Source organism: Streptomyces sp. NPDC002577, assembly GCF_053594815.1.
The window spans coordinates 14,860-41,801 of the sequence record NZ_JBSFWK010000017.1 but is presented as its reverse complement, the minus strand read 5'-3'; the positions used below and the strand labels follow the sequence as shown (position 1 = coordinate 41,801).

Annotated in this window: 25 protein-coding genes; 14 read left to right on the top strand and 11 right to left on the bottom strand. The window is 69.9% G+C overall.

Features of this window, described 5'->3' with window-relative positions:
• Positions 1 to 30 precede the first annotated feature (30 nt).
• Complete coding sequence (locus ACWD4J_RS22250; RefSeq protein ID WP_451397143.1) at positions 31 to 765, bottom strand: FadR/GntR family transcriptional regulator; 735 nt, start codon at positions 763 to 765, stop codon at positions 31 to 33.
• A gap of 812 nt (positions 766 to 1,577) precedes the next feature.
• On the opposite strand from ACWD4J_RS22250, the gene ACWD4J_RS22245 reads away from it, so the two are divergent.
• Positions 1,578 to 3,032 carry an amino acid permease gene (locus ACWD4J_RS22245; protein ID WP_451397142.1) on the top strand — a complete coding sequence of 485 codons (1,455 nt, stop codon included), beginning with the start codon at positions 1,578 to 1,580 and terminating at the stop codon, positions 3,030 to 3,032.
• A gap of 620 nt (positions 3,033 to 3,652) precedes the next feature.
• Entirely contained in the window at positions 3,653 to 5,542 is a 1,890-nt protein-coding gene (gene nhaA / locus ACWD4J_RS22240; RefSeq protein WP_451397141.1) for a Na+/H+ antiporter NhaA, read from the top strand.
• Positions 5,543 to 5,552: 10 nt separating this feature from the next.
• Here the strand turns inward: nhaA and ACWD4J_RS22235 are convergent, their stop codons facing one another.
• Positions 5,553 to 6,269, bottom strand: coding sequence for a DUF6250 domain-containing protein (locus ACWD4J_RS22235; protein WP_451397140.1), 717 nt, complete (start codon positions 6,267 to 6,269; stop codon positions 5,553 to 5,555).
• A gap of 311 nt (positions 6,270 to 6,580) precedes the next feature.
• Between ACWD4J_RS22235 and ACWD4J_RS22230 the strand changes: the two genes are divergently transcribed.
• From ACWD4J_RS22230 to ACWD4J_RS22205, 6 genes are all read left to right on the top strand, one after another.
• A complete protein-coding gene (locus ACWD4J_RS22230) occupies positions 6,581 to 7,351 on the top strand; it encodes an SDR family NAD(P)-dependent oxidoreductase (protein ID WP_451397139.1) in 771 nt (256 codons plus the stop codon).
• Between the two features lie 6 nt (positions 7,352 to 7,357).
• Complete coding sequence (locus ACWD4J_RS22225; protein ID WP_451397138.1) at positions 7,358 to 7,789, top strand: VOC family protein; 432 nt, start codon at positions 7,358 to 7,360, stop codon at positions 7,787 to 7,789.
• Between the two features lie 9 nt (positions 7,790 to 7,798).
• Positions 7,799 to 9,355: an MFS transporter gene (locus ACWD4J_RS22220; RefSeq protein ID WP_451397137.1), complete on the top strand. Its 1,557-nt coding sequence runs from the start codon at positions 7,799 to 7,801 to the stop codon at positions 9,353 to 9,355.
• A 174-nt stretch (positions 9,356 to 9,529) separates the two neighbouring features.
• Positions 9,530 to 10,285, top strand: a complete 756-nt coding sequence (locus ACWD4J_RS22215) for a nuclear transport factor 2 family protein (RefSeq protein WP_451397136.1) — start codon at positions 9,530 to 9,532, stop codon at positions 10,283 to 10,285.
• Complete coding sequence (locus tag ACWD4J_RS22210) at positions 10,282 to 10,623, top strand: YciI family protein (RefSeq protein ID WP_451397135.1); 342 nt, start codon at positions 10,282 to 10,284, stop codon at positions 10,621 to 10,623. Before ACWD4J_RS22215 ends, ACWD4J_RS22210 begins: the two co-directional genes overlap by 4 nt.
• Positions 10,624 to 10,630: 7 nt before the next feature.
• A complete protein-coding gene (locus ACWD4J_RS22205) occupies positions 10,631 to 11,881 on the top strand; it encodes an RNA polymerase sigma factor (protein ID WP_451397134.1) in 1,251 nt (416 codons plus the stop codon).
• A 31-nt stretch (positions 11,882 to 11,912) separates the two neighbouring features.
• On the opposite strand, the gene ACWD4J_RS22200 is transcribed toward ACWD4J_RS22205, so the two are convergent.
• From ACWD4J_RS22200 to ACWD4J_RS22165, 8 genes are all read right to left on the bottom strand, one after another.
• Positions 11,913 to 12,683 carry an SDR family NAD(P)-dependent oxidoreductase gene (locus ACWD4J_RS22200; RefSeq protein ID WP_451397133.1) on the bottom strand — a complete coding sequence of 257 codons (771 nt, stop codon included), beginning with the start codon at positions 12,681 to 12,683 and terminating at the stop codon, positions 11,913 to 11,915.
• A gap of 35 nt (positions 12,684 to 12,718) precedes the next feature.
• Positions 12,719 to 13,720 (bottom strand): LysR family transcriptional regulator, encoded by a 1,002-nt coding sequence (locus ACWD4J_RS22195; protein WP_451397132.1) that lies wholly within the window; start codon positions 13,718 to 13,720, stop codon positions 12,719 to 12,721.
• Between the two features lie 197 nt (positions 13,721 to 13,917).
• Positions 13,918 to 14,874 carry a fumarylacetoacetate hydrolase family protein gene (locus ACWD4J_RS22190; RefSeq protein ID WP_451397131.1) on the bottom strand — a complete coding sequence of 319 codons (957 nt, stop codon included), beginning with the start codon at positions 14,872 to 14,874 and terminating at the stop codon, positions 13,918 to 13,920.
• 3 nt (positions 14,875 to 14,877) lie between these two features.
• Positions 14,878 to 16,248: an FAD-binding oxidoreductase gene (locus ACWD4J_RS22185; RefSeq protein WP_451397130.1), complete on the bottom strand. Its 1,371-nt coding sequence runs from the start codon at positions 16,246 to 16,248 to the stop codon at positions 14,878 to 14,880.
• A gap of 11 nt (positions 16,249 to 16,259) precedes the next feature.
• Positions 16,260 to 17,237 (bottom strand): cyclase family protein, encoded by a 978-nt coding sequence (locus ACWD4J_RS22180; protein ID WP_451397129.1) that lies wholly within the window; start codon positions 17,235 to 17,237, stop codon positions 16,260 to 16,262.
• On the bottom strand, positions 17,234 to 18,259 hold the full coding sequence (locus ACWD4J_RS22175; RefSeq protein WP_451397128.1) for an amidohydrolase family protein: 1,026 nt from the start codon (positions 18,257 to 18,259) through the stop codon (positions 17,234 to 17,236). The genes ACWD4J_RS22180 and ACWD4J_RS22175 overlap by 4 nt, the downstream gene beginning before the upstream one ends.
• Positions 18,256 to 19,380 carry an FAD-dependent monooxygenase gene (locus tag ACWD4J_RS22170; protein ID WP_451397127.1) on the bottom strand — a complete coding sequence of 375 codons (1,125 nt, stop codon included), beginning with the start codon at positions 19,378 to 19,380 and terminating at the stop codon, positions 18,256 to 18,258. The genes ACWD4J_RS22175 and ACWD4J_RS22170 overlap by 4 nt, the downstream gene beginning before the upstream one ends.
• 43 nt (positions 19,381 to 19,423) lie before the next feature.
• A complete protein-coding gene (locus ACWD4J_RS22165; RefSeq protein ID WP_451397126.1) occupies positions 19,424 to 19,729 on the bottom strand; it encodes an antibiotic biosynthesis monooxygenase family protein in 306 nt (101 codons plus the stop codon).
• A gap of 240 nt (positions 19,730 to 19,969) precedes the next feature.
• On the opposite strand from ACWD4J_RS22165, the gene ACWD4J_RS22160 reads away from it, so the two are divergent.
• The 6 genes from ACWD4J_RS22160 (at position 19,970) to ACWD4J_RS22135 (ending at position 25,994) form a co-directional block, all read left to right on the top strand.
• Positions 19,970 to 20,944: a fumarylacetoacetate hydrolase family protein gene (locus ACWD4J_RS22160; RefSeq protein ID WP_451397125.1), complete on the top strand. Its 975-nt coding sequence runs from the start codon at positions 19,970 to 19,972 to the stop codon at positions 20,942 to 20,944.
• Complete coding sequence (locus ACWD4J_RS22155) at positions 20,941 to 21,885, top strand: VOC family protein (protein ID WP_451397124.1); 945 nt, start codon at positions 20,941 to 20,943, stop codon at positions 21,883 to 21,885. Before ACWD4J_RS22160 ends, ACWD4J_RS22155 begins: the two co-directional genes overlap by 4 nt.
• 28 nt (positions 21,886 to 21,913) lie before the next feature.
• A complete protein-coding gene (gene hisD / locus ACWD4J_RS22150; RefSeq protein ID WP_451397123.1) occupies positions 21,914 to 23,215 on the top strand; it encodes a histidinol dehydrogenase in 1,302 nt (433 codons plus the stop codon).
• The gene (locus tag ACWD4J_RS22145; protein ID WP_451397122.1) at positions 23,212 to 23,982 is read left to right on the top strand and encodes an SDR family NAD(P)-dependent oxidoreductase; all 771 of its coding nucleotides are present in this window, start codon (positions 23,212 to 23,214) and stop codon (positions 23,980 to 23,982) included. Before hisD ends, ACWD4J_RS22145 begins: the two co-directional genes overlap by 4 nt.
• A 224-nt stretch (positions 23,983 to 24,206) precedes the next feature.
• Positions 24,207 to 25,400 carry an RNA-guided endonuclease InsQ/TnpB family protein gene (locus ACWD4J_RS22140; RefSeq protein WP_451397121.1) on the top strand — a complete coding sequence of 398 codons (1,194 nt, stop codon included), beginning with the start codon at positions 24,207 to 24,209 and terminating at the stop codon, positions 25,398 to 25,400.
• Between the two features lie 237 nt (positions 25,401 to 25,637).
• A complete protein-coding gene (locus ACWD4J_RS22135; protein WP_451397120.1) occupies positions 25,638 to 25,994 on the top strand; it encodes a hypothetical protein in 357 nt (118 codons plus the stop codon).
• A gap of 106 nt (positions 25,995 to 26,100) precedes the next feature.
• On the opposite strand, the gene ACWD4J_RS22130 is transcribed toward ACWD4J_RS22135, so the two are convergent.
• On the bottom strand, positions 26,101 to 26,301 hold the full coding sequence (locus tag ACWD4J_RS22130; RefSeq protein ID WP_451397119.1) for a hypothetical protein: 201 nt from the start codon (positions 26,299 to 26,301) through the stop codon (positions 26,101 to 26,103).
• Positions 26,302 to 26,942: the final 641 nt, after the last annotated feature.

Sequence of the window (26,942 nt, the reverse complement as noted above, 5' to 3'; positions counted from 1 at the left end):
TGTGGACGGTCACGCGGCACGGACCGGGCGTCAGTGGTGCGAAGAACGCTGGTGTGCCTTCACCGCCTGCACGGCCGGATCGGTTGCGCCCCGCCCGAGTTCGGCGAGCAGTTCGGCGTGACAGCGGTTCTGCGCCCGTGTCACCTCGGGCTGCGGTGCGGGCCTCAGCAGGCACAGTCGGCCGAGCAGATCGGCAGCGAACTCACGGATTCCGGGGCCGCCGAGTACCTCCGCGAGGTCCAGGTGGAAGCGGGTCTCCAGCTCGGCCATGCGTGGTGGGTCGTCAGTCAGTTCCATCTCCTCGACCAGTGCGTGAAGTCCGTCCAGCCGTTCGGCCGGGACCTCTCCCGAACCGTGCGCTACCAGTCCGCATTCGAGCAGCAGATGGAAGGCGTCCAGTGAAGCCGCTTCCTCGGCGTCGTACATCAGGGCGACGACGGTGTCCCAGCCCTGCGCGACGAACGTTCCGCCCGCCCGTCCGCGCCGGCGGTCGAGCAGGCCGTCCTGGCACATGCCCTCCAGCGCGCGGCGCACGGTGATCTCGCCGATCCCCAACTCCTCGGCGAGGACCCCGGCATCCGGCAGTCGGTCCCCGGCCTGCACGGATTGCAGGCGTACCCGCAGCGCGATCCGCGACCGGACGAGATCGGATCCGCTCTGCCCCCCGAGGGGCAGCGCGCGGGCGTGGCCCACGCCGGTAACCGAGGTCGTAGGAGCCGGGCCTGGCTGGTTGTAAGGCCCGAACTTGCCCGCTGCATTCACCACGACGCCACCCTAATGGCCTGCTGATCGCGGCCGTGGCCCGCAGGGAACGCGGTTCGGCGCGCCGGGTCGGGGCCGGGCACGTGACGTCGTCCGGCCGACCGGGACCGGCATCGCGGGCTCGATATCACGCCGGCCGGCATCCCGTGTCGGTCTCCCGGCGTGCGCCCCGCCGTGGGCGGGATCGTGCTCGGTGAGCGGGAAGGGCCGCGGGTGGTTCCCGCGACGACGCCACGGTGTCGTGCATGGGGGCTCCCAGGGGTGAGGGGAACGTCGAGAGGAGGCTCCGAATCAGGCCGGAACAGCCGGGCGACGGCACGGCAGGGGCGTCGCGACGGGAGTAGCGGATCGCGATGCAGGAAAAATTAGAGCAAGGTGAACAGTTAAACAAGACCCCGCCGAAACCGGTCCGGAAGCTGGGGGAGCGGGCAGACCGGCGGCCGGATCGTCATGGGTCTGAGCAAGGGTTTTGTGCCCCGGCGCGTGCGTCGGCGGTATCCGTCGACAGGGTGCGAGGGGACATGTGCGGGGCATGGGTGTCCGGGGCGGACGGCGCTCGGATGCCATGGGGTGGACGGCGGGACCCCTTGTTTTTTTCGATCGTCGTGAACTATTTTCCTGAGCGCCACCGGCAAGACCGGTCCAGCAGGCACCGGGCCCGGAGGCCGCGGTCCACCATGCCCTTCCCGCGACCGTGATCGCCACCCCGCTCCGTCAACCGGCCACCGCACGCCCCATCGCCGGAATCCACGCGGTCACCCCGCCCGATCCCGCCGGAACCCTCCCTCGTCCCCACTCGCTCCCTGGATGTCGAGATGACAACACGAGCCCCTCTTCCCACCTCCCATTCGGTAACTACCGACAAAAGCACCCCAGAAGGATCCGGCCTGCAAGCCGGGCTGAAGAACCGCCACCTGTCGATGATCGCGATCGGCGGCGTCATCGGCGCCGGCCTGTTCGTCGGCTCGGGCTCCGGCATCGCCGCCGCCGGACCCGGCATCCTGATCTCCTACCTGCTCGTCGGCGTCCTGGTCGTCCTTGTGATGCGGATGCTCGGCGAGATGGCCGCGGCCAGCCCCACTTCCGGCTCGTTCTCCGCCTATGCCGACCGTGCGCTGGGCCGCTGGGCCGGATTCACCATCGGCTGGCTGTACTGGTTCTTCTGGGTCGTGGTGCTCGCCGTGGAGGCGACCGCCGGCGCCAAGATCCTGGCCGGGTGGATCCCGGCGGTCCCGCAGTGGGGCTGGGCCCTGATCGTCATGGTCGTCCTCACCGCCACGAACCTCGCCTCGGTCAGCTCCTACGGCGAGTTCGAGTTCTGGTTCGCCGGCATCAAGGTCGTCGCCATCGCCGCGTTCATCGTGATCGGCGGCCTCGCGATCTTCGGCCTGCTGCCCGGCTCGGACCACCCGGCGTCCGGCTTCTCCAACCTCACCGCGCACGGCGGGTTCCTGCCCAACGGCCCCGGAGCGATCCTCACCGGCATCCTGATGGTGGTCTTCTCCTTCATGGGCAGCGAGATCGTCACCCTGGCGGCCGGCGAGACCGCCGACCCACAGGCCGCCATCACCAAGGCCACCAACAGCGTGATCTGGCGGATCGCGGTGTTCTACCTGGGCTCGATCCTGGTCGTGGTGTCGCTGCTGCGCTGGGACGACCCGGCGATCCTCAAGGACGGCTCGTACGTCGCCGCGCTGAACTCCATCGGCATCCCGCACGCAGGCCAGATCATGAACGCGATCGTGCTGACCTCGGTGCTGTCCTGCCTCAACTCCGGCCTGTACACCGCGTCGCGGATGGCGTTCTCGCTCGGCCGTCGCAGCGACGCCCCGGCCGCCTTCGCTCGCACCACCGGGCGCGGAGTCCCGCAGGCGGCCATCCTGGCCTCGGTGGTCTTCGGCTTCGTCGCGGTCGCCTTCAACTACCTTTGGCCGGACACGGTCTTCCAGTTCCTGCTGAACTCCTCCGGCGCGATCGCCCTGTTCGTCTGGCTGGTGATCTGCTTCTCCCAGCTGCGGATGCGCAAAACCCTCCAGCGGGAGTCGCCGGAGAAGCTGATCGTCAGGATGTGGCTCTACCCGTACCTGACCTGGGCCACCATCGCGATGATCACGTTCGTCCTGGGCTACATGCTGACCGACACCGCCGAGGGCGGCGGCCGCGACCAGGTCGTCCTGTCCACCCTGGTGGCCGCGGGCGTGGTGGTCTTCGCGCTGATCCGCGAGCGGCTGGGTCGGAAGGCCCGGCAGGACGAGATCATCCCGTCGTAGAAGCGTGGGCCCGCACACGGCCCACCGACCCGCCGGTGACGTGGCTCTCCCGCTGCGTCACCGGCTTCGCGGCTGCACCCGTCATACGGGATCGGCATGTCCTGCGGGGACGGACCAGCACGCCAGTGGTGCCGCGGCCGGGAAGGTCGTCGCGTGGCTCGGGGTGCGGGTGCGGTGGCTGTGACGATGGCGCGCGGATCGAAAGCGCGGCGGGGTAGAGCACGCTGTGCCCGTAGCGTGCCCGGGCCCGGTCGGCGGCGGCCTCGATCGCCAGGGACTTGTCGTCGCCGCTGTCGAGGGTGAGTTGCCGGGTGGCGTGCGCGGCGGGCTTCAGAGCGTCGGCGCGCAGGGCGATGTTGCGTACGCGAGCGCGCTGCAGGCCGAGGGATTTCGTGTCGGTGAGGGGAGATGCCGCCCGCTGACACTGCTGATCACGCCAGGTCAGTGGGGTGACGCGCAGCTTCCACAGGTCCGACTCCGGTCATGCGCCCTCATCTTCACGGAGCGCACCCGCCGAGGCACGCGGATGTGCCTCGCGCTCGCGATCCGGCCGTCGAAGCGGGCCCACCGGAAACGCCAGGAATCATGCCGTGATCGGAAATGCGAGGGACAATGCCGGGATGACGGACTCCGCGGCTTCCTCTTCGCCCTTCGGGCGGATCTCGATCAGAGGCGGGGAGAGAACGCCGCTGCGCGACTTCCTGCGGACGGAGACCGGCAGCGCCATGGTGCTGCTGGTCGCGACGCTGGCCGCCCTCGCGTGGGCCAACATCTCGCACTCGTCGTACGACAGCTTCTGGCACACGCGCCTTTCGGTCATGATCGGGGACCAGGGCGTGTCGCTGCCGCTGCGTGAGTGGGTGAACAGCGGGCTGATGACGTTGTTCTTCTTCGTCGTCGGGCTTGAGGCGCGGCGTGAGTTCGACATGGGGGAGCTGCGGGAACGGCGGCGTGTGACGCTGCCGGTGATCGCGGGAGTGGCCGGCATGATCGTGCCGATCGTCATCTATCTCGCGATCAACGCCGGCCGGGACTCGGTGCACGGCTGGGGCACCGCGATGTCCACGGACACCGCGTTCGCACTCGGCATGCTCGCCCTTCTGGGCTCGCGTTTTCCGGAGCGCCTGCGCACCTTCATCCTCACCGTGGCGGTCGTCGACGACTTCCTCGCACTCGCGGTGATCGCGGTCGCCTACAGCGAGAACGTCTCCCTGCCCGCACTGCTCGCGGCAGTGGGCATCTTCGGCGTGATCCTGCTGGTGCGCGCGGCCGGGTTGCGCCGCGGCGCGGTGTTCGGGGTGTTCGGCGTGGCGGCCTGGGCGGCGCTGCTGAAGTCCGGAGTGGATCCGGTCACCGCGGGTCTGGTGCTCGGACTCCTGACCTACGCGTACCCAGCGCCGCGCAGCGAGCTGGAACGGGCCACCGGCCTGTTCCGGGCCTTCCGCGAACAGCCGACGCCCGAGCTCGAGCGGTCGGTGCGCCAGGGCCTCAGATCGGCGGTGTCGCCCAACGAGCGGCTGCAGCAGCTGTACCACCCCTGGACCAGCCATGTGATCGTGCCGCTGTTCGCCCTGGCCAACATGGGCATCGCCATCGACGGCGACCTGCTCGCCCGCTCCTTCACCTCCCCGGTGACGCTGGGCATCCTGTGCGGCCTCGTGCTGGGCAAGCCGATCGGCATCATCGGCGCCGCATGGCTGACCACCCGTCTCAGCCGCGGTCGTATGACGCCGCAGGTCGGCTGGGGGTCCGTGGTGGGCGGCGGCACGATCGCCGGTGTCGGCTTCACGGTGTCCCTGCTGATCGCCACCCTCGCCTTCCGGGGCAACCAGCTCGAGGAGGCGAAGATCGGCATCCTCAGCGCGGTCGTCTGCGCCTTCGCCGCCACCTGGGCGGTCGCCCTGGTCATCAGGGCCCTCCCGCCACGCCGCCGGGCGCAGGCCCTGATCGGCACCGCCGAGACGATCGTCGACCTCGCCGTCCCCGTCGACCCGGACCGCGACCACGTGCGCGGGCCCTCGGACGCGCCGGTGACCATCGTCGAGTACGGCGACTTCGAATGCCCCTACTGCGGGCAGGCCGAGCCGGTCGTCCGCGAGCTCCTCGCCGGACGCGCATCCGTGCAGTACGTCTGGCGGCACATGCCGCTGACCGACGTCCACCCCCATGCCCAGATGGCCGCCGAGGCGGCGGAGTGCGCGGCCGAGCAGGGCGCCTTCTGGGAGATGCACAGCCTGCTCCTCGAGCACCAGGGCGCCCTGGAAGTCCGCGACCTCGTGCGGTACGCCGAGCAGCTGGGCCTCGACACGGAGCGCTTCCGCCGATGCCTGCGCGAGCGTACCGGGGCCGCCCAGGTGGCCGAGGACGTCGAGTCCGCGGACCTGAGCGGCGTATCCGGAACGCCCACCTTCTTCATCAACGGCCGCCGCCACCAGGGCGCCTACGACATCGACGCCCTCACCACCGCCGTACACGCCGCCAAGACGCGCGCGGTGCTCAGGGCGGGGTGAGGCGGGACGGTCAACCGACGGGCCCGGGGCGCCACACCGCGAAGTCGTTGATGCGGAAGTGGCTCCACACGGTGCGGAAGGCGAAGTGGCCGCTCGTGTACGGCTCGGGGTCGGTGTAGTCGAAGACGAGCCGGCCGTTGTTCCACCACTGCACCTTCGAGGCGTCCGAGACGATCCGGACGTGGTTGGGCTCGTTGGCCGTGAGCAGCGGCTCCGTGTAGTCGTAGATCAGGGGGCGGACGCCCGGCTCACCGACGTAACGCCTGAGGCGTGTCGTGGTGTTGTAGTTGGCGCCGTAGCCGGCGTAATACGTCGTGAGGTAGTCGTACTCGGCGAGCGTGCCGCCGCGCTGGGTGGCGAAGATGTCGTCGGGGGAGCGGACGTCCGTCGCGTTCCAGAAGTTGTTGAGGTCCGAGACACGGTCGTTGGCGCCGCCCGCCGAGACAGGCGTCGCGGTGTACTCGAGGACGTACGGGCCGGTGAGCCGCTGCCTGAACCAGACCGTCGCACCGCCCGGCACGTCGATGTCGAGCACCCCGCGCGCGGCGGTGACGCTGCCGCCGCTCTCCAGCTCGACCGCCCACTTGCCGAGGCCGTGCCGGAAGTCGTCGTGGGCCAGACGCGGTCCGCGTCGCGAACCCGCCGCGGCGGCGGATGTCGTCGGCAGGACGGCGGACAGCGCAACTCCGGTGGCCAGGGCGGCGAAGCCTCTGCGTGAGGGCGTCATGGCGCGATGTCTCCCTGCGGGTCGGGGTCGGGGTCGGTCGGCATGGGGTGGAGCGATGGGTTGCAACGCTTGGCTGGGTCGGGACGATCGGGTTGGAACGATTCAACGACCCATACCCTCCCTTGCGCCCCGCAGAAGCGCAAGGTTCCGCGCACGATCCAACAAAAGGGGCCCCTTCGGGACTTGGGTCATACCAGCCATCCGAAGCGGCGATGGCCCCTGCGAGTCCGAATTCTTGTTCCGGCCAATGGGCGTACCTACGCTGCCTGACACCGCACTCCGGCGGTACAGGGACAAGGGACGAAAGCAACATGGGTCGACTGGACGGGAAAATCGCGTTCATCAGCGGCACAGGGGCCGGAATCGGACGGGCCGCGGCCCGGATATTCGCTGAGGAAGGCGCCTCCGTATTCGGCTGCGACATCGATTCGGATGCGGCAGTAGAAACCGTCGAGCTGGTGGAGAAGGCCGGGGGAGTGATGAAGTCCCTCGCCCCCGTCGACCTGTCGACCCAGGACGGCGCACAGGAATGGATCGAAGCGGGCATCGCCGCCTTCGGCGCCATCGACATCCTCTACAACAACGCCTCGGCGCTGCGGAACGGGCCGTTCGAGACGATGCCCGCCGACGACTGGTACTTCACCATCAAGAATGAGCTCGACATCCCGTATTTCTGCACGCAGGCGGCCTGGCCGCACCTGATCGCGCGGGGCGGTGGCGCCGTGCTCAACGTCGCGTCGGTCGCCGCCGTGCGCGGCGCGCCGTTCATGCCGATGGTGCCGCACGGCGCCGCCAAGGGCGGGGTGCTCGCCATGAGCAAGCACCTGTGCGCGGCCGGCGCCCCGCACCACATCCGCGTCAACACCATCGCGCCCGGCATGACCCGCACCTCCGCGACCGCGCCCTTCCTCGACGATCCCGACGGGCCGAAGGCGCAGCTCGAGGCGCGTATCCCGGTGGGCCGGATCGGGCAGCCGGAGGACATCGCGCGAGCCGCCGCGTTCCTCTGCTCCGACGAGGCGTCCTTCGTCAACGGCGCCAACCTCATGGTCGACGGCGGCGACAGCGCGATGGCGGGCTGAGCCGCGATGACCTCATCGAACGCCGCGAACACGCGACTCGACCACGTGGGCGTCAACGTACGCGACCTGCCCGCCCAAACCGCCTGGTACAAGGACGTCTTCGGGCTGAAGACCGTCTTCGAGTTCCACCTCGAAGGCCCCGGACTGCGCGGCGTCGTCCTGGAGCATCCGCACGGCTGGCGCATCGAACTGCTCGCCCGCCCCGGATCCGGGCCGGGACTCCGTGCCCCCGACCCGCTGACCGCCACCCTCACCGAGGGATACGGGCACTTCGCGGTCACCACCCCCGAACTCGACCCCGTCTACGAGGCCTTGGTGACCCACGGCGCCGGCGAGGCGATGAAGCCGGGGCCCTCTCCCGAACCGGGCGTGCGCATGGCCTGGGTGACGGACCCCGAGGGAAATCTCATTGAACTCATCGAGAAGAATTCTGTGTGAGGGCGTGCCATGGCGCAAATAACTGGATCCACAGGTCCCGCTGGTTTCCTGAAAAGACTCGACCGCGGCACACTCATAGCCTGCTGTCTCGCGGTCGCCGCCGCGCAACTGTGTATTACCGTACCCTCGCCGATCAACGGCGAAATCACGGCCGCATTCGGAGCATCCGGTTCCCAAGTGGCTTGGGTGACCTCCGCCTTCATTCTCCCCACCGCGATTCTCGAGCTGAATTTCGGTGTGGTGGGGGACCTCTTCGGCCGTAAGCGACTGCTGGTGCTCGGCGGACTGGTCCTCGCGCTCGGCGAGCTCCTCAACGCCACCGCCCAGAGCATCACCATGATGTGGATCGGTCAGGCCCTGGCGGGCGTCGGTGCCGCCGCGCTCTTCCCCAGCTCCCTCGCGGTGATCGCGGCCGCGACCCCCGACGAGAAGGACCGCGCGAAGGCGGTCTCCACCTGGGCGCTCAGTATCTCCATCGCCTCGGCCGCGGGACCCCTGTCGTCCGGCGTCCTCGCCACGGTCGCCGACTTCCGCTGGGCGTTCGTACCGCCGGTCGTGCTCGGTCTGGTGGTCGCGGTCGCGTGCTGGAAGCTCGTCACCGACTCCAAGGCCCCCGAGGGCCGGTCGCTGGACTGGCCCGGCCAGATCACCATCGCCGTCGGACTCACCGCGCTGCTCTGGGGCATCATCGAGGGCGGCGAGCGCGGCTGGAGCAGCCCCGCGATCGTCGGTTCGCTGGCCCTGGCCGCCGTGGCCCTCGTCGGGTTCATCATCGCCGAGAAGCGCGCCGCTTCGCCGATGTTCAACCTGGACCTGCTGAAGATCCCGTCGTTCGCCGCGGCGGCCGTCGTCGCACTCGCCGGCATGTTCGGCTTCATCGGCACCGCGTACTGCGTCTCGATCCGGCTCGGCGCGGTGATGCACCTGAGCGCTCTCAGGTCCGGCATGCCGTTCGTGATCCTTCAGCTGATCCCGCTGCTGCTGGCGCCCGTGCTGAGCAAGATGCTCACCCGCATCGACGCCCGCTGGCTCCTGATGGGCGGCCTGCTGCCCATGGCCGCGGGACAGTTCTGGATCGCTGCGCTCCCGATCACCACGACCTCTCTCGCGGCCTTCATCGGCCCGGTGCTGCTGCTCGGCATCGGCTTCATCTGCGTCGTGTCCTCGCTGACCTCGGCCGCCGTGAACGCCGTGCCGATCGAGATGACCGGTATGGCGAGCGGCGCCACCAGCCTGGTGCGCGAGTTCGGCCAGGGCCTCGGCCCGGCCGTGATCAGCACGATCGCGATGAGCGCCGCGTCCTCGGCCCTGGTGGGCAAGCTCAGCGGCGCCGACGCGGGCATGGAGGCGGCGGCCGGTCCGCTCGCCGTCGTCAACGCGGGCAGCGACAGCGCCAAGGCGGCCGCCCAGACCGCCCTCGGCCACGGCATGGCCGTGGGCGTGCTGATATGCGGCTGCGCCTCACTGCTCGGCGCGCTCGTCACTCTGCTGCTGGTCCGGAAGAACACCGCCCGTGCGACGGTCGGCGCGACCGGCGGGCCGGCCGTGGAGGCCGCGTCCGCGTAGCGGCAGACCGCAAGAGAGAGTGAGCCGGGGTCGGCGGACCCCGGCTCACGCGTGTCCGGCCTCGTGCAGACGAGAAAGGTTCACCATGGCGGGAGGAGGGTGTCGATTCGGCGCCGGGCCGTTCGTCGGCTGTGTGCAGGGAACGCAAGAGCACCGAGCATCGGGAGGATTCCCATGAAGTACATGCTGCTGGTCTGCGGAGACGACTCCGCCGACGCCTCCGGCATGGCACCCGTCGAACCGTGGGTCGAGGAGCAGGGCGCCCAGCGCGGCGTACGGCTGCACGGCCACCGGCTGCGGCCGCCCGCCGACGCCGTCACCGTGCGGGTGCGCGGCGGCGAGGTGCTGCGCACCGACGGGCCGTTCGCAGAGACGAAGGAGTACGTCGCCGGGTACGACATCCTCGAGTGCGACAGCCTGGAGGAAGCCGTGGAGGTCGCCGCCAAGCATCCTGTGGCGACCATCGGGGCCATGGAGGTCCGCGCGTTCTGGGAGGACGAGGACGTCGAGGGGGAGCTCCGCCGTATCGACGCCGAGCTCACCCGGGCGTTCCGGGACAAGGACATCGACCGGGCGATGGCCTGCTACACGCCGGACGTCGAGGCGTTCCACCCGATGAGCGGCCCGGAGCAGCGCGGGATCGACGCCCTTCGCAAGGCGCTGGAGTGGTGGTGGTCGACGCTGACCGGCCCCGTCGACCGTGAGGTGCTCGAACTCCGCGTCGAGGTGGACGAGAGCGTCGCGTTCAGTCACGCGCTGGTCCGGATGCGGGCCACGCGCGCGGACGGCGGGCCACTGGACAGCGTCGTGCGCGTGACCACCGGATACCGTGCCGTCGGCGACCGGTGGCTGATCGCCCACCAGCACGCGTCGGTGCCGTTCGACGCGGGAATCGCCGGGACCGACGGAGGCGAGGAGAATCCGTCATGAAGTACGTCATGTTCATCTGCACCCCCGTGGGCGGCGAGGAGCTCAGCCCCGAGGAGATCGCCGACGACCCGCGCTTCACCTCGTACATCGACCATGTGCGCAGCAGCGGTGTGGTGAAGGGCGGAGCGCGGCTGCGGCCGTCGACCGACGCCACCACCGTGCGCGTGCAGGGCGACGAAGTGCTGCTCACCGATGGTCCGTTCGTGGAGTCCAAGGAGTACGTCGCGGGCTTCGACATCATCGAGGTCGCGGACCTCGATGAGGCCATCGCGCTCGCGGCGCGGCATCCCGCCGCCCTGTTCGGGGGCTCGGTGGAGGTGCGGCCGATCTGGGAGTGAACGGACAGTGAGCGATGTCGAGGAGGCGGTCGCCGCCGCCTTCCGCGAGGAATGGGGTCAGGTCGTCGCCACGCTGATCCGGGTGACCGGCGACTGGGACCTCGCCGAGGAGTGCGCGCAGGACGCCTTCGCCCAGGCCCTGGACAGGTGGCGGAGGGACGGCGTCCCGCGCCGTCCCGGTGCCTGGCTCACCACGACGGCCCGCAACCGGGCCCTCGACGTGCTGCGCCGGGAGGCGGTGGGGGCGGCGAAGCTGCGGGAGGCGGCAGTGCTGGCACGGGACGAGGGGCCCTACGACCCCGACCACGAGGACGACGGCAGCGGCGTGCGGGACGACCGGCTGCGGCTGATCTTCACCTGCTGCCATCCCGCGCTGCCCATCGAGGCGCGGGTGGCGCTGACGCTGCGGACGCTCGCGGGGCTGACCACGCCCGAGATCGCCCACGCCTTCCTCGTGCCCGAGGCGACGATGGCCCAGCGCCTGGTGCGGGCGAAGCGGAAGATCCGCAACGCCGGCATCCCGTACCGGGTGCCGCCCGCGCATCTGCTGCCCGAGCGCACCACGGGTGTCCTCGGCGTGCTCTACCTGCTCTTCAACGAGGGGTACGCCGCGACGTCAGGCGCCGACCTGGTGCGCACGAACCTGTGTGCGGAGGCCATCCGCCTCGCCCGCGTCCTCGCCCACCTCATGCCCGACGAACCCGAAGTGCTCGGCCTGCTCGCGCTCCTGCTGCTGCACGACGCGCGACGCGCCGCGCGCGTGGACGAGGCAGGGGAACTGGTGACACTGGAGGACCAGGACCGCACGGCATGGGACCGGACCGCGATCGACGAGGGCGCCACCCTGCTGGTGACCGCCCTCCGCCGCGGCCGCCCCGGCCCGTACCAGATCCAGGCCGCCATCGCCGCCTGCCACACCACGGCGGCCACGGCCGCGGACACAGACTGGGCCGAGATCGCCGCGCTGTACGGGGAGTTGGCGCGGTACGTGCCCTCCGCCGTCGTGCGACTGAACCGCGCGGTGGCGGTGGGCATGGCGGACGGCCCGGAGGCGGGGCTGGCACTGGTTGCCGAGCTGGAGGAGCAGGGCGACCTCGCCGACTACCACCTGTTGCCCGCCACCCGCGCGGACCTGCTGCGCCGCATGGGACGTACGGGGGAGGCGGCCGAGGCGTACGAGAGGGCGCTGGAGCTGGTGGAGAACGACGCCGAACGACGCTTTCTGGAGAAGCGGCTCGCGGAGTGCCGGCCGGCGTAGGTGGTGGTTCGTCGGTCGGTGCGCCCACCGACTACTGCGCGTCCAGTGCGTTGGTGATCGCCTTCACCCCGCCGTGCGCCGCGTACCCGCCGTCGACCGTGATCTCCGCGCCGTTCACGTACGACGCCTCGTCGGAGAGCAGGTAGACGACCAGCGGTGTCACCTCGTCGACCGTGCCCGCGCGGCCCTGCGGGGTCATGGAGAGGTGGGCCTGGACGAACACCGGGTTCGCGGAGGCCATCAGCGGTGTCTCGATGTAGCCGGGGTGGATCACGTTCGTGCGGATGCCGCGTGGGGCCAGCTCCAGTGCGGCCACCTTCGACAGGCCGCGCAGCGCCCACTTGCTCGTTGTGTACGCGACCGCGTGATGGGCCGTCAGGCCCGCGACCGAGCCGACGTTGACGATCGATGAACCGGACCGCATCAGCGGGGTCAGGGCCTGGATGCCGAGCATCGCGCCCGTGGTGTTCACGGCGAACGCCCTGTTCCAGTCGGCCAGCTCGACCTCGCCGAGGCGGGCCCGCATGGGAATCCCCGCGTTGTTGACGAGGCCGTGCACGACGGACAGGGATGAGGCCAGCGCCGCCCAGTCGTCCGGTGACGATACGTCGAGGTGCCGGTAGCGCACGTCCAGGCCGTCCGCGCGGAGGGACGCGGCCAGCTTCTCGCCGGCCTCGTCGAGGACGTCGGTCGCGATCACCGTCGCGCCCTCACGGGCCGCCGCCTCCACCTCCGCGGCTCCCTGGCCCTGTGCGGCTCCGGTGACGACGACGGTTCGGCCCGCCAGACGCGTGCGGCTCACGGCTTCCTCCAAGGGGTTCGGGTTCGATCCCCACGCTAGGAAGCCGCGGACAGCTCCGGAAACGCGTGTTCGTCATGGCTGGCATCCGCGGCGGCGATCACCTCGGGCTCACCGGTCTGCTCCTCGAGGGGCTCGTCCAGCGAGGCGCCCACCATCCTGACGATCTCCCGCAGCCAGCGGTGCGCCGGATCGGAGTGCCGGTTGTGGTGCCAGTACATGGCCTCCACCAGCGGTACGTCCGGGAACGGCGTCGGTACGGCGACACACCGCGCGAACCCCTCGTACCGCAGCGCGAGCCGTTCCGGCACCAGCGCCACCAGGTCCGTGCCGCCCACCAGGAACGGCAGCACACTGAAGCCCGGCGCGCTGACCTGCACGCGCGGGGTGATGCCGAGGGTCTCCAGCTGACGGTCGGCGGGGGTCATGCTCTTGCCGAAGGCCGATGCGGCGTGCGGCATCTCGGCCAGGTCGCGCAGGGTGAGCCGGCCGTTCACCAGGCGTGGGTTGTCGGGGTCGACGATGCACACGAACCGGTCGTGCATCACGGCCTCGCTGATTCCGGGAAGCCGGTAGCCGAGCGGCACCAGCATCAGGTCGTGGCAGCGCAGATGCGTCTCGCTCTCCGGCTGGCCGTGCACGAGCGGGTGGAAGTCGATCCGTACGCCCGGGGCCTCCTGCGCGATGGCCCGCAGCAGCGGCTCCACGAACACTGTCATGACGTAGTCGGACATCACGACCGAGAAGCGCTGCCTGCTGCGCGCCGGGTCGAAGTGCCGGGTCAGCGACATCGCCTCCTCCGCCTTGTAGAGGGAGGCCTGGACGACGGGCAGCAGCCGCTCCGCGAGCGGGGTCAGCTCGTACTCGCGGCCCACGCGCACGAGCAGCTCGTCGTTGAAGTGGCGGCGCAGCCGGGCGAGCGAGCCGCTCATCGCGGACTGGCTGGTGGACAGCCGTACACCGGCGTGCGTGACGTTCTTCTCCTCGAGGAGTGCTTCCAGTGCCACCAGAAGATTCAGGTCGATTGCTCCGAGACCCACGGATGTCCCCTTCCGGCCGCGTCTTTGAAGCTCGGTGAACCGGAGCGTAATGACGGGTTTGCGGCTGAGGAACCCCTGGCGGCCGATGTAAGCGGATTCTCAGGAAGATGCGATGCAAGACATCGGGGGCGGCAATACGCGCAGCTCAAAGGCCTGTGCGGCGTGCTCGGCCGCACAGGCCTTCGGGGTTGCGGCGGCTACGGGCGCGGGGTCCGGCCCCGCTTCCGGGCGCGCGGCAGGTAGACGTCCGTACGGCCGGGGACGATGTGGTTGGAGACGCTGCCGAGGCGTTCCACGGTGAGCGTCACCTCGTCGCCGGGCTCAAGCGGCGGAGGCGTGCGCTCCCCGGCCCGCCCCCAGTGCTCGGCGAGCGCCCCCCAGCCGCAGGTGCCCGAGCCGAGGATGTCGCCGGGGCGTACCCAGGTGTCGCGGGCGGCGTAGGCGACCATCTCCTCGAAGGTCCAGGAGACGTTGGCGAGGGTGTCGCGGCCGATCAGCTCGCCGTTCAGGGTCACGGTCATCTCCAGGTCCAGGAAGCCGTCCCCGTCGCGGCGGTCCGCCACCTCGTCGGCCGTCACCAGATACGGGCCGAGGGTGTTCGCGAAGTCCTTGCCCTTGGAGAAGCCGAGGCCGAGGTTCTTCTCCGGCTTCTGCAGGTCGCGCGCGGACCAGTCGTTGAAGACCAGGTAGCCGGCGATGTGGTCGCGGGCCTGCTCGGGCGTGAGGTCCCGGCCCGACCGGCCGATGACCGCGCCGACCTCCAGTTCGAAGTCGAGGACCGAGCAGCCGGCCGGGACCGGCACGTCGTCGTGCGCGCCGTACGCGGCGTGCGGATTCGTGAAGTAGAAGTTCGGCGCCCGGTACCACTCGTCGGGGACGTGCTCGAGGCCGTCCAGGGACTTCGAGACGCCCTCGATGTGGGCCTCGAAGCCGACGAAGTCGCGGATGGAGGGCGGCTTGAGCGGGGGCAGCAGGCGCACCTGCTCGACCCGCAGGTCACTGGGGTTGGCCAGTGCCTCGGCCCCCGCCTCGTGAAGCGCCTCCTGCTCGATCAGGGACAGCACGGTCACGTTCTCCGGCAACGGATGGATGATCCCGTCGCGTACGGCCCCGGCGCGCTCCACGCCCTCGTACTCGTATGTCGCGAAACGCATCGCTCACTGCTCCCAGTGGTTGGTGTTGGTGACGTCGCCGGTGCTCAGATAGCCCGCGAACAGGCCCTTCGGGTCCCGCACCGCGCGTATCCCCTGAAGCCGCCGCCACTGCTCGTCACCCATGAACTTCAGCTGCCGGACGGTGAAGTCGGAGTCGCCCAGGTACTGGCCCGCCGTGACCGGCTGCATGGCGGCCATGGCCTCGCTCAGCCACCCCCGCAGCTCGCCGTCCCGCTCCGGCTCGTCGTGCACCACGTACGTGGCGCAGTAGATCTCCGACTGGAGGGAGAAGGCCATGTCCGGGAGCTCGCGCAGCGGTGCCATCGAGAACCAGATGGTGAACGTGCCCCGCGTCGGTTGGTCCGTGAACGCCTTGCGGATCGCGGGGACGACCTTGTGCGCGGGCCCCGTCAGCCAGGCGTTGTCGACCAGGTAGCGGTGGCCTTCGGGGTTGGCCGTGCGCTGCCCGTCGAGCTGTTCGGCGAGCGTGGTCGGCTCGGCCTCGACGCGGAACAGCGCGCGGTCCGCGTACGGATTGGTGTGCAGGGGGGCCAGCGCCTCGGCGGCCTCCTCGGCGGTGTCGGTCATCGAGACGCCGGTCACCAGCAGCACGGGTTCGTCGTGGTCCGGCGGTGTCTGCGTCAGCGCAACGATCTCTACGAGGTCCGAGACCGTGTGGTGGGTGTCGTGCAGCCAGGTCATGACCTCGTCGAACAGGTCGAGAGGGTACGCGTGCACGGTGTGCGCGAGGTGCTTCGGCAGCGGGCGGGTCCGCAGATGGAAGCGGGTGACCACACCGAAGAAGCCAGGGCCCGCCCCGCGCGCCGCCCAGAACAGGTCGCTGTGGTGCGACTCGTCGGCGCGCACCAGTTTGCCTTCGGCGGTGACGACATCGATCGCGGTGATGTTCTCCGCCGCCCAGCCCCAGCCGCGCGCGTTCCAGCCCTGCCCGCCCTGGAGGAGAAATCCGCCGATGCCGACGGACGGGCAGTGCCCGCCGTTGAAGAACCGCCCGAACCGCCCCAGGTAGGGGTTGAGTTCGTCGCCGCCCTTCACGCTGGGCGTGGCCGACACGATCCCCGTCGTCTCGTCGTACGACATCTCGTGGAAGCCGCCGAGGTCGATCAGCAGGGCCTCGTCGCGCACCGACCAGGCGGCCCAGCTGTGCCCGCCGGAGCGTACGGCGACCTGCCAGCCGCGCTCGATCGCCAGCCGCACGCCGTCGACGACGTCCTGTTCGGTCATCGCCTTCAGTACGGCGGCGGGGGTGCGGTCCGTGGGCCGGCGGGCGTTGAAGACCCGGCCGAAGCAGGCCTCGTCGAAGTCCTCGTCGCCCGGGAAGTGCAGACTGCCGGAGAAGCGGTTGGTGTTCATGGTCGGGCTGCTCACTTGATCGCGATCGGGTTGACGGGCGCGCCCACCGCGCCGGTCACCGGCAGGGGCGCCGCGACCAGCAGGAACTCGTAGACACCGTCCGCGGCACAGTCCTCGGCCAGCTCCTCCAGGTCCCACATCTCGCCCAGCGGAAGGCCCATGTTGGGGATGGCGATCTGGTGCAGCGGCGACATGGCGGGCTCGGCGAACTCGTACGGACGCACCTCCAGGCCCCAGGTGTCGGAGGCGATCGCGGCGATCTCGGTGCGGTGCAGCCAGCCGAGCGTGGTGAAGGACAGGCCCGGTGCGTCCCCGGCCGCGTAGCCGCCCCATGCCTTTAGGCGCCGTACCCGCCCCAGCTGGCCGGTGCGGACGAGCACCAGGTCGCCGCGGCGCACCGTCGACGTGCCGCCCTGGGCCTCGATCGTGGCGCGCAGGTGCTCCTCGAGGATGGGGAAGGCGTCGGGCAGTTCGCCGTGCTCGTCGCCGACCGCGCGGCCCACGTCGAGGAGTACGCCGCGCCCGGTGAAGGCGTCCGCCATGTTCTCGATGCCGGTGACGGAGTCGCCGTTGCCGTTCACGATGGTGCAGGGACGGCCGTTCCACGCCTGCTTGTTGTCGAAGATGTGGCCGAGGCCGTCCCACTGCGTCGAGGCCTGCAGCGGCATGACGACGTGGTCGTCGGCGCCGCCGAAGCCGTGCGGGAAGCCCTGCGACTCGGCGGCCGCGTCGCTCCCCGTGTCCTTCATGAAGTGGACGGGGTTGATGCGCCCGCGGAACCCGCGCTGGGGGCCGTCCTCGTTGAACTCCTGGGACAGCGAGAAGGCGCGGCCGCGGTGGACCAGGCCCGCCGCGTGGGCCCGCTTGGCGTCGTCGATGTAGTTGAGCGTGCCGAGCACGTCGTCCTCGCCCCACCGGCCCCAGTTCCGGTATGCGGCACGGGCCTTGGCGAGCTCCTCCTCGATGGGGCCGAGAGGCGTGGGGGTCATCGGGATTGTCCTTTCAGGAGCAGGTCGAGGGCGTTGCCGCCCGCCACGGCGTCGCGGTCGGCGGGGGAGAGGCCCGCGGCGTCCAGGCGGGCCGCGGGGTCGTCGACGCCCATGTCGAAGGGGTAGTCGGTGCCGAGCACCACGCGGTCCGCACCCACCTCGTCGACGAGGTGACGCAGCGCCCGCGGGGTGTAGACGAGGGCGTCGAACCAGATGCGCTTCAGGTATGCGCTCGGGGGCTCCGCGCAACCCCGCGCGTCATCGCGGACCTGCCAGGCGTGGTCGGAGCGGCCGATGTACGTGGGCAGATAGCCGCCGCCGTGCGCGGCCACCAGCTTCAGCCGGGGGAAGCGGTCGAGCACCCCCGTGAAGATCAGATGTGACAGTGCGACCGTCGTCTCGACGGGCTGGCCCACAGTGTTGCCGAGGTACCGGGTGGCGAGCCGCTCGCGGAGCGAGCAGCCCCACGGGTGTACGAAGACGACCGCGCCCAGCTCCTCGGCCTTCGCCCACACCGGGTCGTGGGCGGGGTCGGCGAGCTCCCGTCCGTCCACGGTCGTGGAGACGCTGATCCCGTACAGCCCCTGCTCGGTCACGGCCCGGTCGAGGAGCGCCACCGCCAGATCGGGGTGCTGCATGGGGACCGTGCCGAGGCCGTACAGCCGCTCGGGGGCGACCGCGCAGTGGGACGCCACCGCCTCGTTGACGGTTCCGGCGAGACGTGTGGCCAGGTCGGGCTCCGCCCAGTAGTGGTGCATCGGCATCGGGCCGACCACCTGGATGTCCACGCCCATCGCGTCGAGGTCGGCGAGCCGGACTGCCGCATCGGTCAATCTGCCTGAGAGACGCTCGAGTTGAGAGCGGTTGGCGGCGAGGGACTCGGGCGAATGGGCCTGCTGTTCCGCGGCCAGTTCGGCGGCGAACCCGGGCGTGCCCGCACACAGTGCGTCGGCCGACGGGACGGCCAGGTGGCCGTGGAAGTCGACGACGGGGCCGCCAGAGCCGGCAGTGGGGGCGCTCATGCCGCCGCCGTCAGGTACGAGAGGGTGTCGGACATGATCCGGCCCGGGTCGGCGCCGGGCGTCTCCGGGTGGATCTCCCACTCGGCGAGCTGGAGCGAGTTCCGCAGGACCACGCGTACGCGCGGCAGCCGCCGCACCATGAACGCCTCCAGCGCCTGCTCGATCGAAGCGTCCCCGGCGACCAGTTCGGCGAGGACCACGGCGTCCTCCGTACACATTGCCGCGCCCTGCGCGATCAGTGGCGGGCAGGCGTGCGCGGCGTCACCGATGACGATCGCCCGGCCGCGGTGCCACGGTTCGTCGACGAGGATCGCCTCGATCCACCGGTAGTCCACGGGCGCCTCGTCCGGCAGCGCGGCGATCACCTTGCCCCAGGTGCCGCCGTAACCGGCACCGCGCTCGCGCAGCAGCGACAGGGGGGCGCGCGGGCCGATGAGCGAGACGTCCAGGTTCTCGTCGAGGAGGTACGCGTAGCACTGGTCGTCGGAGATCGGGCTGTACCCGGCCTTGTAGCGCGGCCCGCCGTAGTAGACCTCCGCGCAGTCCATCTCGGCGGGCCGGTCGGCGACCACACGGAAGATCGACATGCCCACCGGCTCGGGCTTGGTGGCGATGCCGATCAGTGTGCGCATGTGCGAGTTGATGCCGTCGGCGCCCACCACCAGGTCGTAGCGGCCGGTCGAGCCGTCGGTGAACGTCACGTCCACATGGCCGGGAGCCTGGTCGAGGGCGGTGACGCTCAGCCCGAGCCGGACCCGCACCCCGTGCGCGTACACGGCGTCGCACAGGGCCCCCTGCAGATCGGAGCGCAGCGCGCCCGCGGTGGACGGCAGATCATCGCCGCCGGTGTGCGGCGTGGGCAGCTCGGTGATCAGCTCACCGTCCGCGCGGCGCAGCCGCATCAGGTCGAACGGCACGGCGCGGGCGAGGACACGGTCCAGTACGCCCACCGAGCGCAGCGCCTTGAGAGCGTTCCCCTGAAGGGTGATGCCATGGCCGACACCGAACCACTGGGGCGATATCTCGACGAGCTCGACCTCCGCACCGCGTTGGGCGAGCGCGAGGGACAGCACGCTTCCGGTGATGCCGCCACCGACGACGAGCACCTTTTGCACTGGCATGGGCGATCCTTGCGAACGTAGAAGAAAGAAAAATGAAGGAAGATCAGCCGGAGTAGCGATCCCCGAGCTCCCGGTAGTGCTCGACGGCCGGCGGCTCCGCGAAGAACGGGCCGACGACAGCGCGCCAGCGCTGGAAACGCTCGGACTCGCGGAAGCCCACCGTGTGCGCCTCCACCGATTCCCAGCCGACCAGGAGCAGATACGCCTGGGGCCGCTCCTCGCAGCGAAGCAGCTCGGCCCAGCGGAAGCCGTCCGCCTCGGCGAGGACCTTGCGGCCCTCATCGAAGGCCGCCTCGAATTCCGCTTCACGGCCCGCCGCGACGGTCAGCTCGGCATGCTCGACTACCACGTTGTTCTCCTCGGGATGGTGGGTGCTCCGACCCTGCTCGGACGGTGGATGGGGCGTCAACGGATCGAGGCATCGGCAAGGGGGACGTCATGCATTCCGTACGGCGATGAAGCCGCACGGAGCCGCGTTTCGGGACCCGGCGGGCCGCCGATGGCAGGCATCGCGGATGTCCATTTCCGCCGCCGTTCGCGGCTGCCTAGCGTCGAAGGCGAGCCCCCACCCTTACGAGGAGAGCCGCCCGTGCCCGAACCCCACCCCTCCCATGCCGGACCCTTCGCGCTCGGCACCTTCAGCAGCGCCTCAGGCGCCTTCCCCGGCCTGGTCACCGGTGCGCGCGTGCGCGACCTGTCCGGCCTGGTGCCGTCCGTACGCGCCCTGGTCGAGGACTGGGACGCCTGGCTGCCCCGGCTCGCCGAGCTCGCCGAGTCCGCCGACGGGCCCTGGCACGACCTCGCCGACCTGTGCGTACTCGCACCCATCGAGCCCGGCCAGATCCTGCAGAGCGGCGCCAACTACCGAAAGCACGTGGTCGATATCGTCGCCGCCGAGAAGGAGAGCGTGCACGGCGCAACCCCCGAGGAGGCCCGCGCCGACGCCGAGAAGATGATGGACGAGAGGATCCGGAGCGGCGTCCCCTACATCTTCCTCGGCTCACCGCGTGCCATCTGCGGCCCGTACGACGACGTGGTGCTGCCCCCGCTCGGCGAACAGCACGACTGGGAGCTCGAACTCGCCCTCGTCATCGGCAAGGAGGGCAGGCACATCCCGGCCGAGGACGCCATGGAGTACGTGGCCGCGTACACCATCGCCAACGACATCACCACCCGCGACCGGCTCTACCGACCCGACCTGAAGGCCATCGGCACCGACTGGTTCACCGCCAAGAACGCCGACACCTTCCTGCCGACCGGGCCCTTCCTCGTGCCCGCCGCCTTCGTCGGCAACCCCACCGAGGATGCAGCCCTGCGGATCACCCTGCGCCACAACGGAGTCGTACGCCAGGACGAGTCCACCAAGGACATGATCTTCGACATCCCGCGGCTCATCGCCTACGTGTCCACGACCACCACCCTGCGCCCCGGCGACCTCCTCCTCACGGGCTCCCCGGCCGGCAACGGCGCGCACTGGGGCGTCTTCCTGAAGCCCGGGGACGTGATGGAAGCCGAGATCACGGGCCTGGGCCACCAGCGCAACACCATCAGGAGCCACGCATGAGCGTCCAGCCCTTCCAGCCCATCACCCATCTGCGCCACGTCGACCTGGCCGTACCGGACTTCGACAGGCAGCGGGCCTTCTACGGCACCACCTGGGGCCTGACGGAGGTCGCGAACGACAGCGGCCTCGCGTTCTTCGCCGCAGAGGGCAGCCCCGAGCAGTACGTCGTACGGATCCGCAAGGACGAGCGGAAGCGGATGGATCTGGTCGCCTTCGGGGCCGTGTCGCCCGCAGACGTGGACGAACTGGCGGAGCGACTCGGCCGGGCCGGGGTGCAACTTATCAACCAGCCAGCCGTGTTGGACACACCCGGCAGCGGCTACGGCTTCCGCTTCTTCGACCCGGACGGACGCGTCGTAGAGGTCTCCGCCGACGTCGAGACCCGTACCCACCGCAGGATCGAGGAGCGCGAGGCGATCCCCGTCCGGCTCTCCCACTGCGTGGTCAACTCCCAGGACCCGGAAGGGCTGCGGGACTTCTACGTCCAGCACCTCGGCTTCCGGCTCACGGACACGCTGTACTCCACGCACATGGGCGACCTCATGTACTTCCTGCGGTGCAGCCCGCTCCACCACTCGTTCGCCATCGCGCGCGGCCCCCACGTCTCCCTCCACCACGCCTCGTTCGAGATGCGGGGCGTCGAGGAGTACATGCGCGGCACGGGGCGGGCGCTGCGCGCCGGGACCCGGCTCACCTGGGGGCCCGGCCGCCATCTCGCGGGCGACAACACCTTCTCCTACTTCCATGACCCGCACGGCAACACCGTCGAGTACACGACCGAACTCGCCGTCCTCGAAGAGGACCTGTGGCACCCGGGCCGGCACGACGTGGACGACCCGATCACCCAGGACCAGTGGGGCACCGCCGACCCGATGAGTGAGTCGGTCGCCAAGGAGCAGTTCAACGACCCCGACGTGCTCTTCCAAGCGCCGCCCGTGTGACCCGATCCCCCGTAGAAAGGCCGCAGTTGTGGCAGAGATCCTGAAGCACGCCGTACCCAAGGCCGAGGTCGCCGCATCCCTCGACCAGGTGCGCGCGACCGTGGCCGGCGTCATCGCGGACATCCGCGAACGCGGTGACGTGGCCGTGCGCGAGTACTCCGAGAAGTTCGACACGTGGTCCCCCGACTCCTTCCGGCTGTCGCAGGAGGAGGTCGAGAAGATCGTCGCGTCGGTGCCCCAGCAGGTCATCGACGACATCCGCTTCGTCCAGGAACAGGTGCGCACCTTCGCCCGTCACCAGTTCGACTCGATGAGCGAGTTCGAGGTGGAGACACTGCCGGGCGTGCGCCTGGGCCAGAAGCACATCCCCGTGCAGGCGGCCGGCGCGTACATCCCCGGCGGCCGCTACCCACTCACCGCCTCCGCCCACATGACCATCGTCACGGCGAAGGTGGCCGGTGTGCCGCGGGTCGTGGCCTGTACGCCGCCCATCCGCGGGGAGATCCCGGCCGCCACCGTAGCGGCCATGCACCTCGCCGGTGCGGACGAGATCTGGTTGCTCGGCGGGGTCCAGGCGGTCGCCGCCATGGCCGTCGGCACGGAGTCGATGCAGCCGGTGAACCTGATCGCCGGACCCGGCAACGCGTACGTCGCGGAGGCCAAGCGGCAGCTCTTCGGCGAGATCGGCATCGACCTGTTCGCCGGGCCCACCGAGATCCTCGTCCTCGCGGACGACGACGCCGACCCGTTCACCTGCGCCGTCGACCTCCTCTCCCAGGCCGAGCACGGCCCCGACTCACCGGCCGTGCTCATCACCACATCCCGGGAGGTCGCGGAGAAGACCATCGCCGAGGTGGAGCGCCTGCTGCCCGGCATGCCCACCCGCGACTACGCCGAGCCCGCCTGGCGCGACCACGGCCAGGTGCATGTCGTCGACTCGCTCGACGAGATGTACGCACTCGCCGACGACTTCGCCTTTGAACACGTCGAGGTGCTGACCGCCGAACCGCGGCTGGCGCTGGAGAAGATGACGCAGTACGGCGCGCTGTTCCTGGGCGAGGGAACCTGTGTCTCCTTCGGCGACAAGGTCATCGGCACGAACCATGTGCTGCCGACACGTGGTGCCGCGCGCTACACCGGCGGCCTGTGGGTGGGGAAGTACCTCAAGACGGTCACGTACCAGGAGGTCACCGACACCGAGTCGCAGGCGCTGCTCGGTCGGCTGTGCGGGCGCGCCTCGCGCGTAGAACTGTTCGAGGGGCATGCGCGCTCCGGCGATGTACGGGCGGCCAGGGCAGCGGGGGACGCGCTGCCGTGGAACGCCTCGTGAGCCTGACGGGGCGCACGGCGCTCATCACGGGCGGCGGCGGTCCGCTGGGGCGGGCGTTCGCGCTCGCCCTTGCGACGGCCGGGGCGCGGGTGATCCTCGTCGGTCGCAACGAGCAGGCTCTCGCGGACGCGGCGACCCGTGTCGTCAAGGAGGGTGGTCGGGCGCGTACGGCGGTGTGCGACGTGACCGACCCGGCGTCCGTCACGGCCCTGGCCGCCGAGCTCGCCGACGAGGACATCTCCATCCTCGTCAACAACGCGGGCGTCGCAGGCCCGGTGAAGCCGCTCACGGACATCGAACCGGACGAGTGGGACGACGTGTTCGCCGCCAACGTGCGCGGCGTCTACCTGGTGTGCCGGGCCTTCCTGCCACCGATGATCGCGGCCGGTCGAGGGGACGTCGTCAACATCGCGTCGGTCAGCGGGAAGCGGCCGCTGCTCAACCGAACCCCGTACACGGCCTCCAAGATGGCGTTGCTCGGCCTGACGCGGACGCTGGCGGGAGAGGTCGGCCCGGCGGGTGTCTCCGTCAACTCCCTTTCTCCCGGCCCGGTTCGCGGCCCGCGCATGGATCGCAACTTCCGGCTGACCGCCGAGCTGACCGGCTGCACCGTGGCGGAGGCGGAACGCGACTTCGCCTCCCGGGCTGCCCTGGGCAGGCTCGTCGAGGAGGACGAGGTGGCCCGCGCGCTCGTGGCGATGCTCGCGATGCCCGGTCTGTGCGGGGCGGACATCGATCTGTCGGCGGGGATGATCGCGCCGGCGTAACGGCACAGGCCCCACGAGTTCTTCAGACCGGCGAGGTGGGCGGCCCGAGAGCCGCCCGCATTGCCGTCATCTGGATTCCTCCGTGGATGCCCCGGCCTTCAGTCGGGGAGGAAACGGACTCCTGCGGAGCAGGGCAGGGAAAGACGATTCGACGCCAGGGTGGATCGTTGTCTGCCACCAACCACCGGCAGCAGCACACAAGTTGAGGTGATAGTTTGTGAGGTGTGGCCACTCACGTGAAGCGGGCGTTCAAGTACCGCTTCTACCCGACCGATGTGCAAGCAGCCGAGCTGTCGCGCACGTTCGGCTGTGTGAGGAAGGTCTACAACCTGGCGCTCGCCGCCCGCACTGAGGCGTGGGCGCGGCAGGAGCGGGTCAACTACAACGCCACTTCGGCGATGCTGACGGCGTGGAAGAAGACCGAGGAACCGGCCTACCTGGGCGAGGTGTCGTCGGTCCCGCTCCAGCAGGCGCTGCGCCACCTGCAGGTCGCGTTCACCAATTTCTTCGGCAAGCGGGCCAAGTACCCGCGTTTCAAGTCGCGGAAGAAGTCCCGTATGAGCGCGGAGTACACCACGTCCGCGTTCCGCTTCCGGGACGGGAAAATGACGCTGGCGAAGATGGCGGAACCGCTCGATATCGTGTGGTCCCGGCCGCTCCCCGAGAGGGCCACACCGTCCACGGTGACCGTGTCGCAGGACAGCGCGGGGCGCTGGTTCGTGTCGATGCTGTGCGAGGACCCCGGCGTGCAGCCGCTCCCGGCCACGGACACAACGGTCGGTATCGACGTGGGTCTGGACCACCTGCTGACCCTCTCCACCGGCGAGAAGATCGCCAACCCGAGGCATGAACGGCGGGACCGCGCGCTTTTGGCGAAGGCCCAGCGGGAACTGTCCCGCAAGGCCAAGGGTGACGGGGCGAACCGGGCCAAGGCCCGGCGCAAGGTCGCCCGCATCCACGCCCGCATCACCGACCGGCGACGCGACGCGTTGCACAAGCTGACCACTCGACTCGTGCGTGAAAACCAAACGCTCGTGATCGAGGACCTGACCGTGCGCAACATGGTCAAGAACCGGAGCCTGGCCCGTGCCATCAGTGACGCGGCGTGGGCACAGTTCCGGAGCATGCTGGAGTACAAGGCCGCCTGGTACGAGCGGGACGTGATCGCGGTGGACCGCTTCTTCCCCTCCTCCAAGCTGTGCTCCGCCTGCGGCACCTTGGCTGACAAGATGCCGCTGAACGTCCGTACCTGGACGTGTGACTGCGGGGCGACCCATGACCGGGACGTGAACGCGGCGAAGAACCTTCTGGCCGCCGGGCTGGCGGTGTCTGTCTGTGGAGCTGGTGTAAGACCTCAACGGAGAACTCCGGGCGGGCAGTCGGCGACGAAGCAGAAAACCCAACGGCGCGAGCCGTAGGAATCCCACTCGTTTACGAGGGGGAGGAAGTCAACATCTTGCCGTTGACGCGCGGGCGCGGCGGCGCGGCGGTGGCGGCGACCACCCGGGGACCGGGCCCGGGTCGTCCGCTCGATCATCTGCCCCCGGGGCGACAGTGGGATCCGTGCAGACGCCGACGTTCATCAGCCGCCCACACCTCCCGACGCAGCCGCCACCTTCACCTCGATCGCGCTGAAGGGCGACTTCTACAACGGCATGCGCAAGGGCAAGAACATGGTCCTCACCTTCGACGACTCCACCGTCGAAGGCGTCATCTCCGCGTCGGGGGCCAAGCACCGGGTGTCCACGATCGACTCCTCCAACTTCTACGACCTGGGCATCGTCACCAACACCGTCCAGGCCGCCGTCAACAACGGCGTCATCGTGACCCTGGACAACGGCTCCCGCTGGACGGTCACCGGCACCTCGCACCTCACCAAGCTGACGGTGGCCTCCGACGCCACGGTGACCGCGGCGGCCGGCCGCTCGCTGACGATGACGGTGAACGGCACGACGACCGAGATCAAGCCGGGTACCACGTACTCCGGAGCCATCGTGCTGACGGCTGCCTAGTACTCGGCTGCCCAGTACTCGGATGCCTTGCTCGTGGGTTCACCGGCGTGCGATGACGAGAGACTCTGCGCATGCCGGTGGACCCGGTGAACCCGGTGGACGGTGGTCAGGCTTCTTCCAGGGCCTCACCGAAATCGCGCAGCACTCGGCTGTGGTGGTTGTGAGCGAGTGCGTGTCCGATGCCGATGGCTGCCGCGACCGGCCATTCGATGATCTCCAACGCGGTGAGCACGCCCAGGCCCGCGAGAAAGACAAGCTGGTCCGCGGGCGGGAGCTCCAGATGCATGCCGGCCACGTCGAGGGTCACGGAATTACCCGAGACGACACGTTCGGCTGCCGCCTGTGCACCGGTGCCCCTGCCCCTGCCCCGGGCCCGGGCATCGGCCTGCGGTGAGTCCAGAGGACGCGTCCTGCTGGCTGACACGGTCATGTCTCGTTCCTTTCACTGGCCGTTACGATCGCGCCAGTCCTCCCTCTGGTCGATCCCATGCGCGCCTTCGCGGGCCTCGGCAGACGGATTCCCAAGAAATCGCGGAACCGTGAACCGTCCGCGAAATGCGCGTAGTCAAATGTGCTCGCGCCTACCTTGTGTGGCGCGACGCCCACATATGACGCACATTGCGTGCAACTCTGGGGTCGTCACCGAAGAAGGCTACGGTTGCGACCCTCTGTATGCATCACATGCTATTTATGCTAGGCGTCGGCAGGCGCGGTTTCCACTGGGCGATCGACGCATTCCAGCGCCTGGGATCACCTGAGATCAAGGGCGGCCCAAGGTGCAGCAGGTTCCTCCGACGACGCACGCGTGCGCGCGATCACGCAGGCCCTCGGCCCGTATGGATTCCTCAGCCGCTGCCGGTGGCGCTCTCTGACGTTGGTTGCCCTGCGCTGTGCCGGGCCGGACACCCGTGTCGGAATCGCTCGTGTTCACCGCGTGTTCATTTTGTG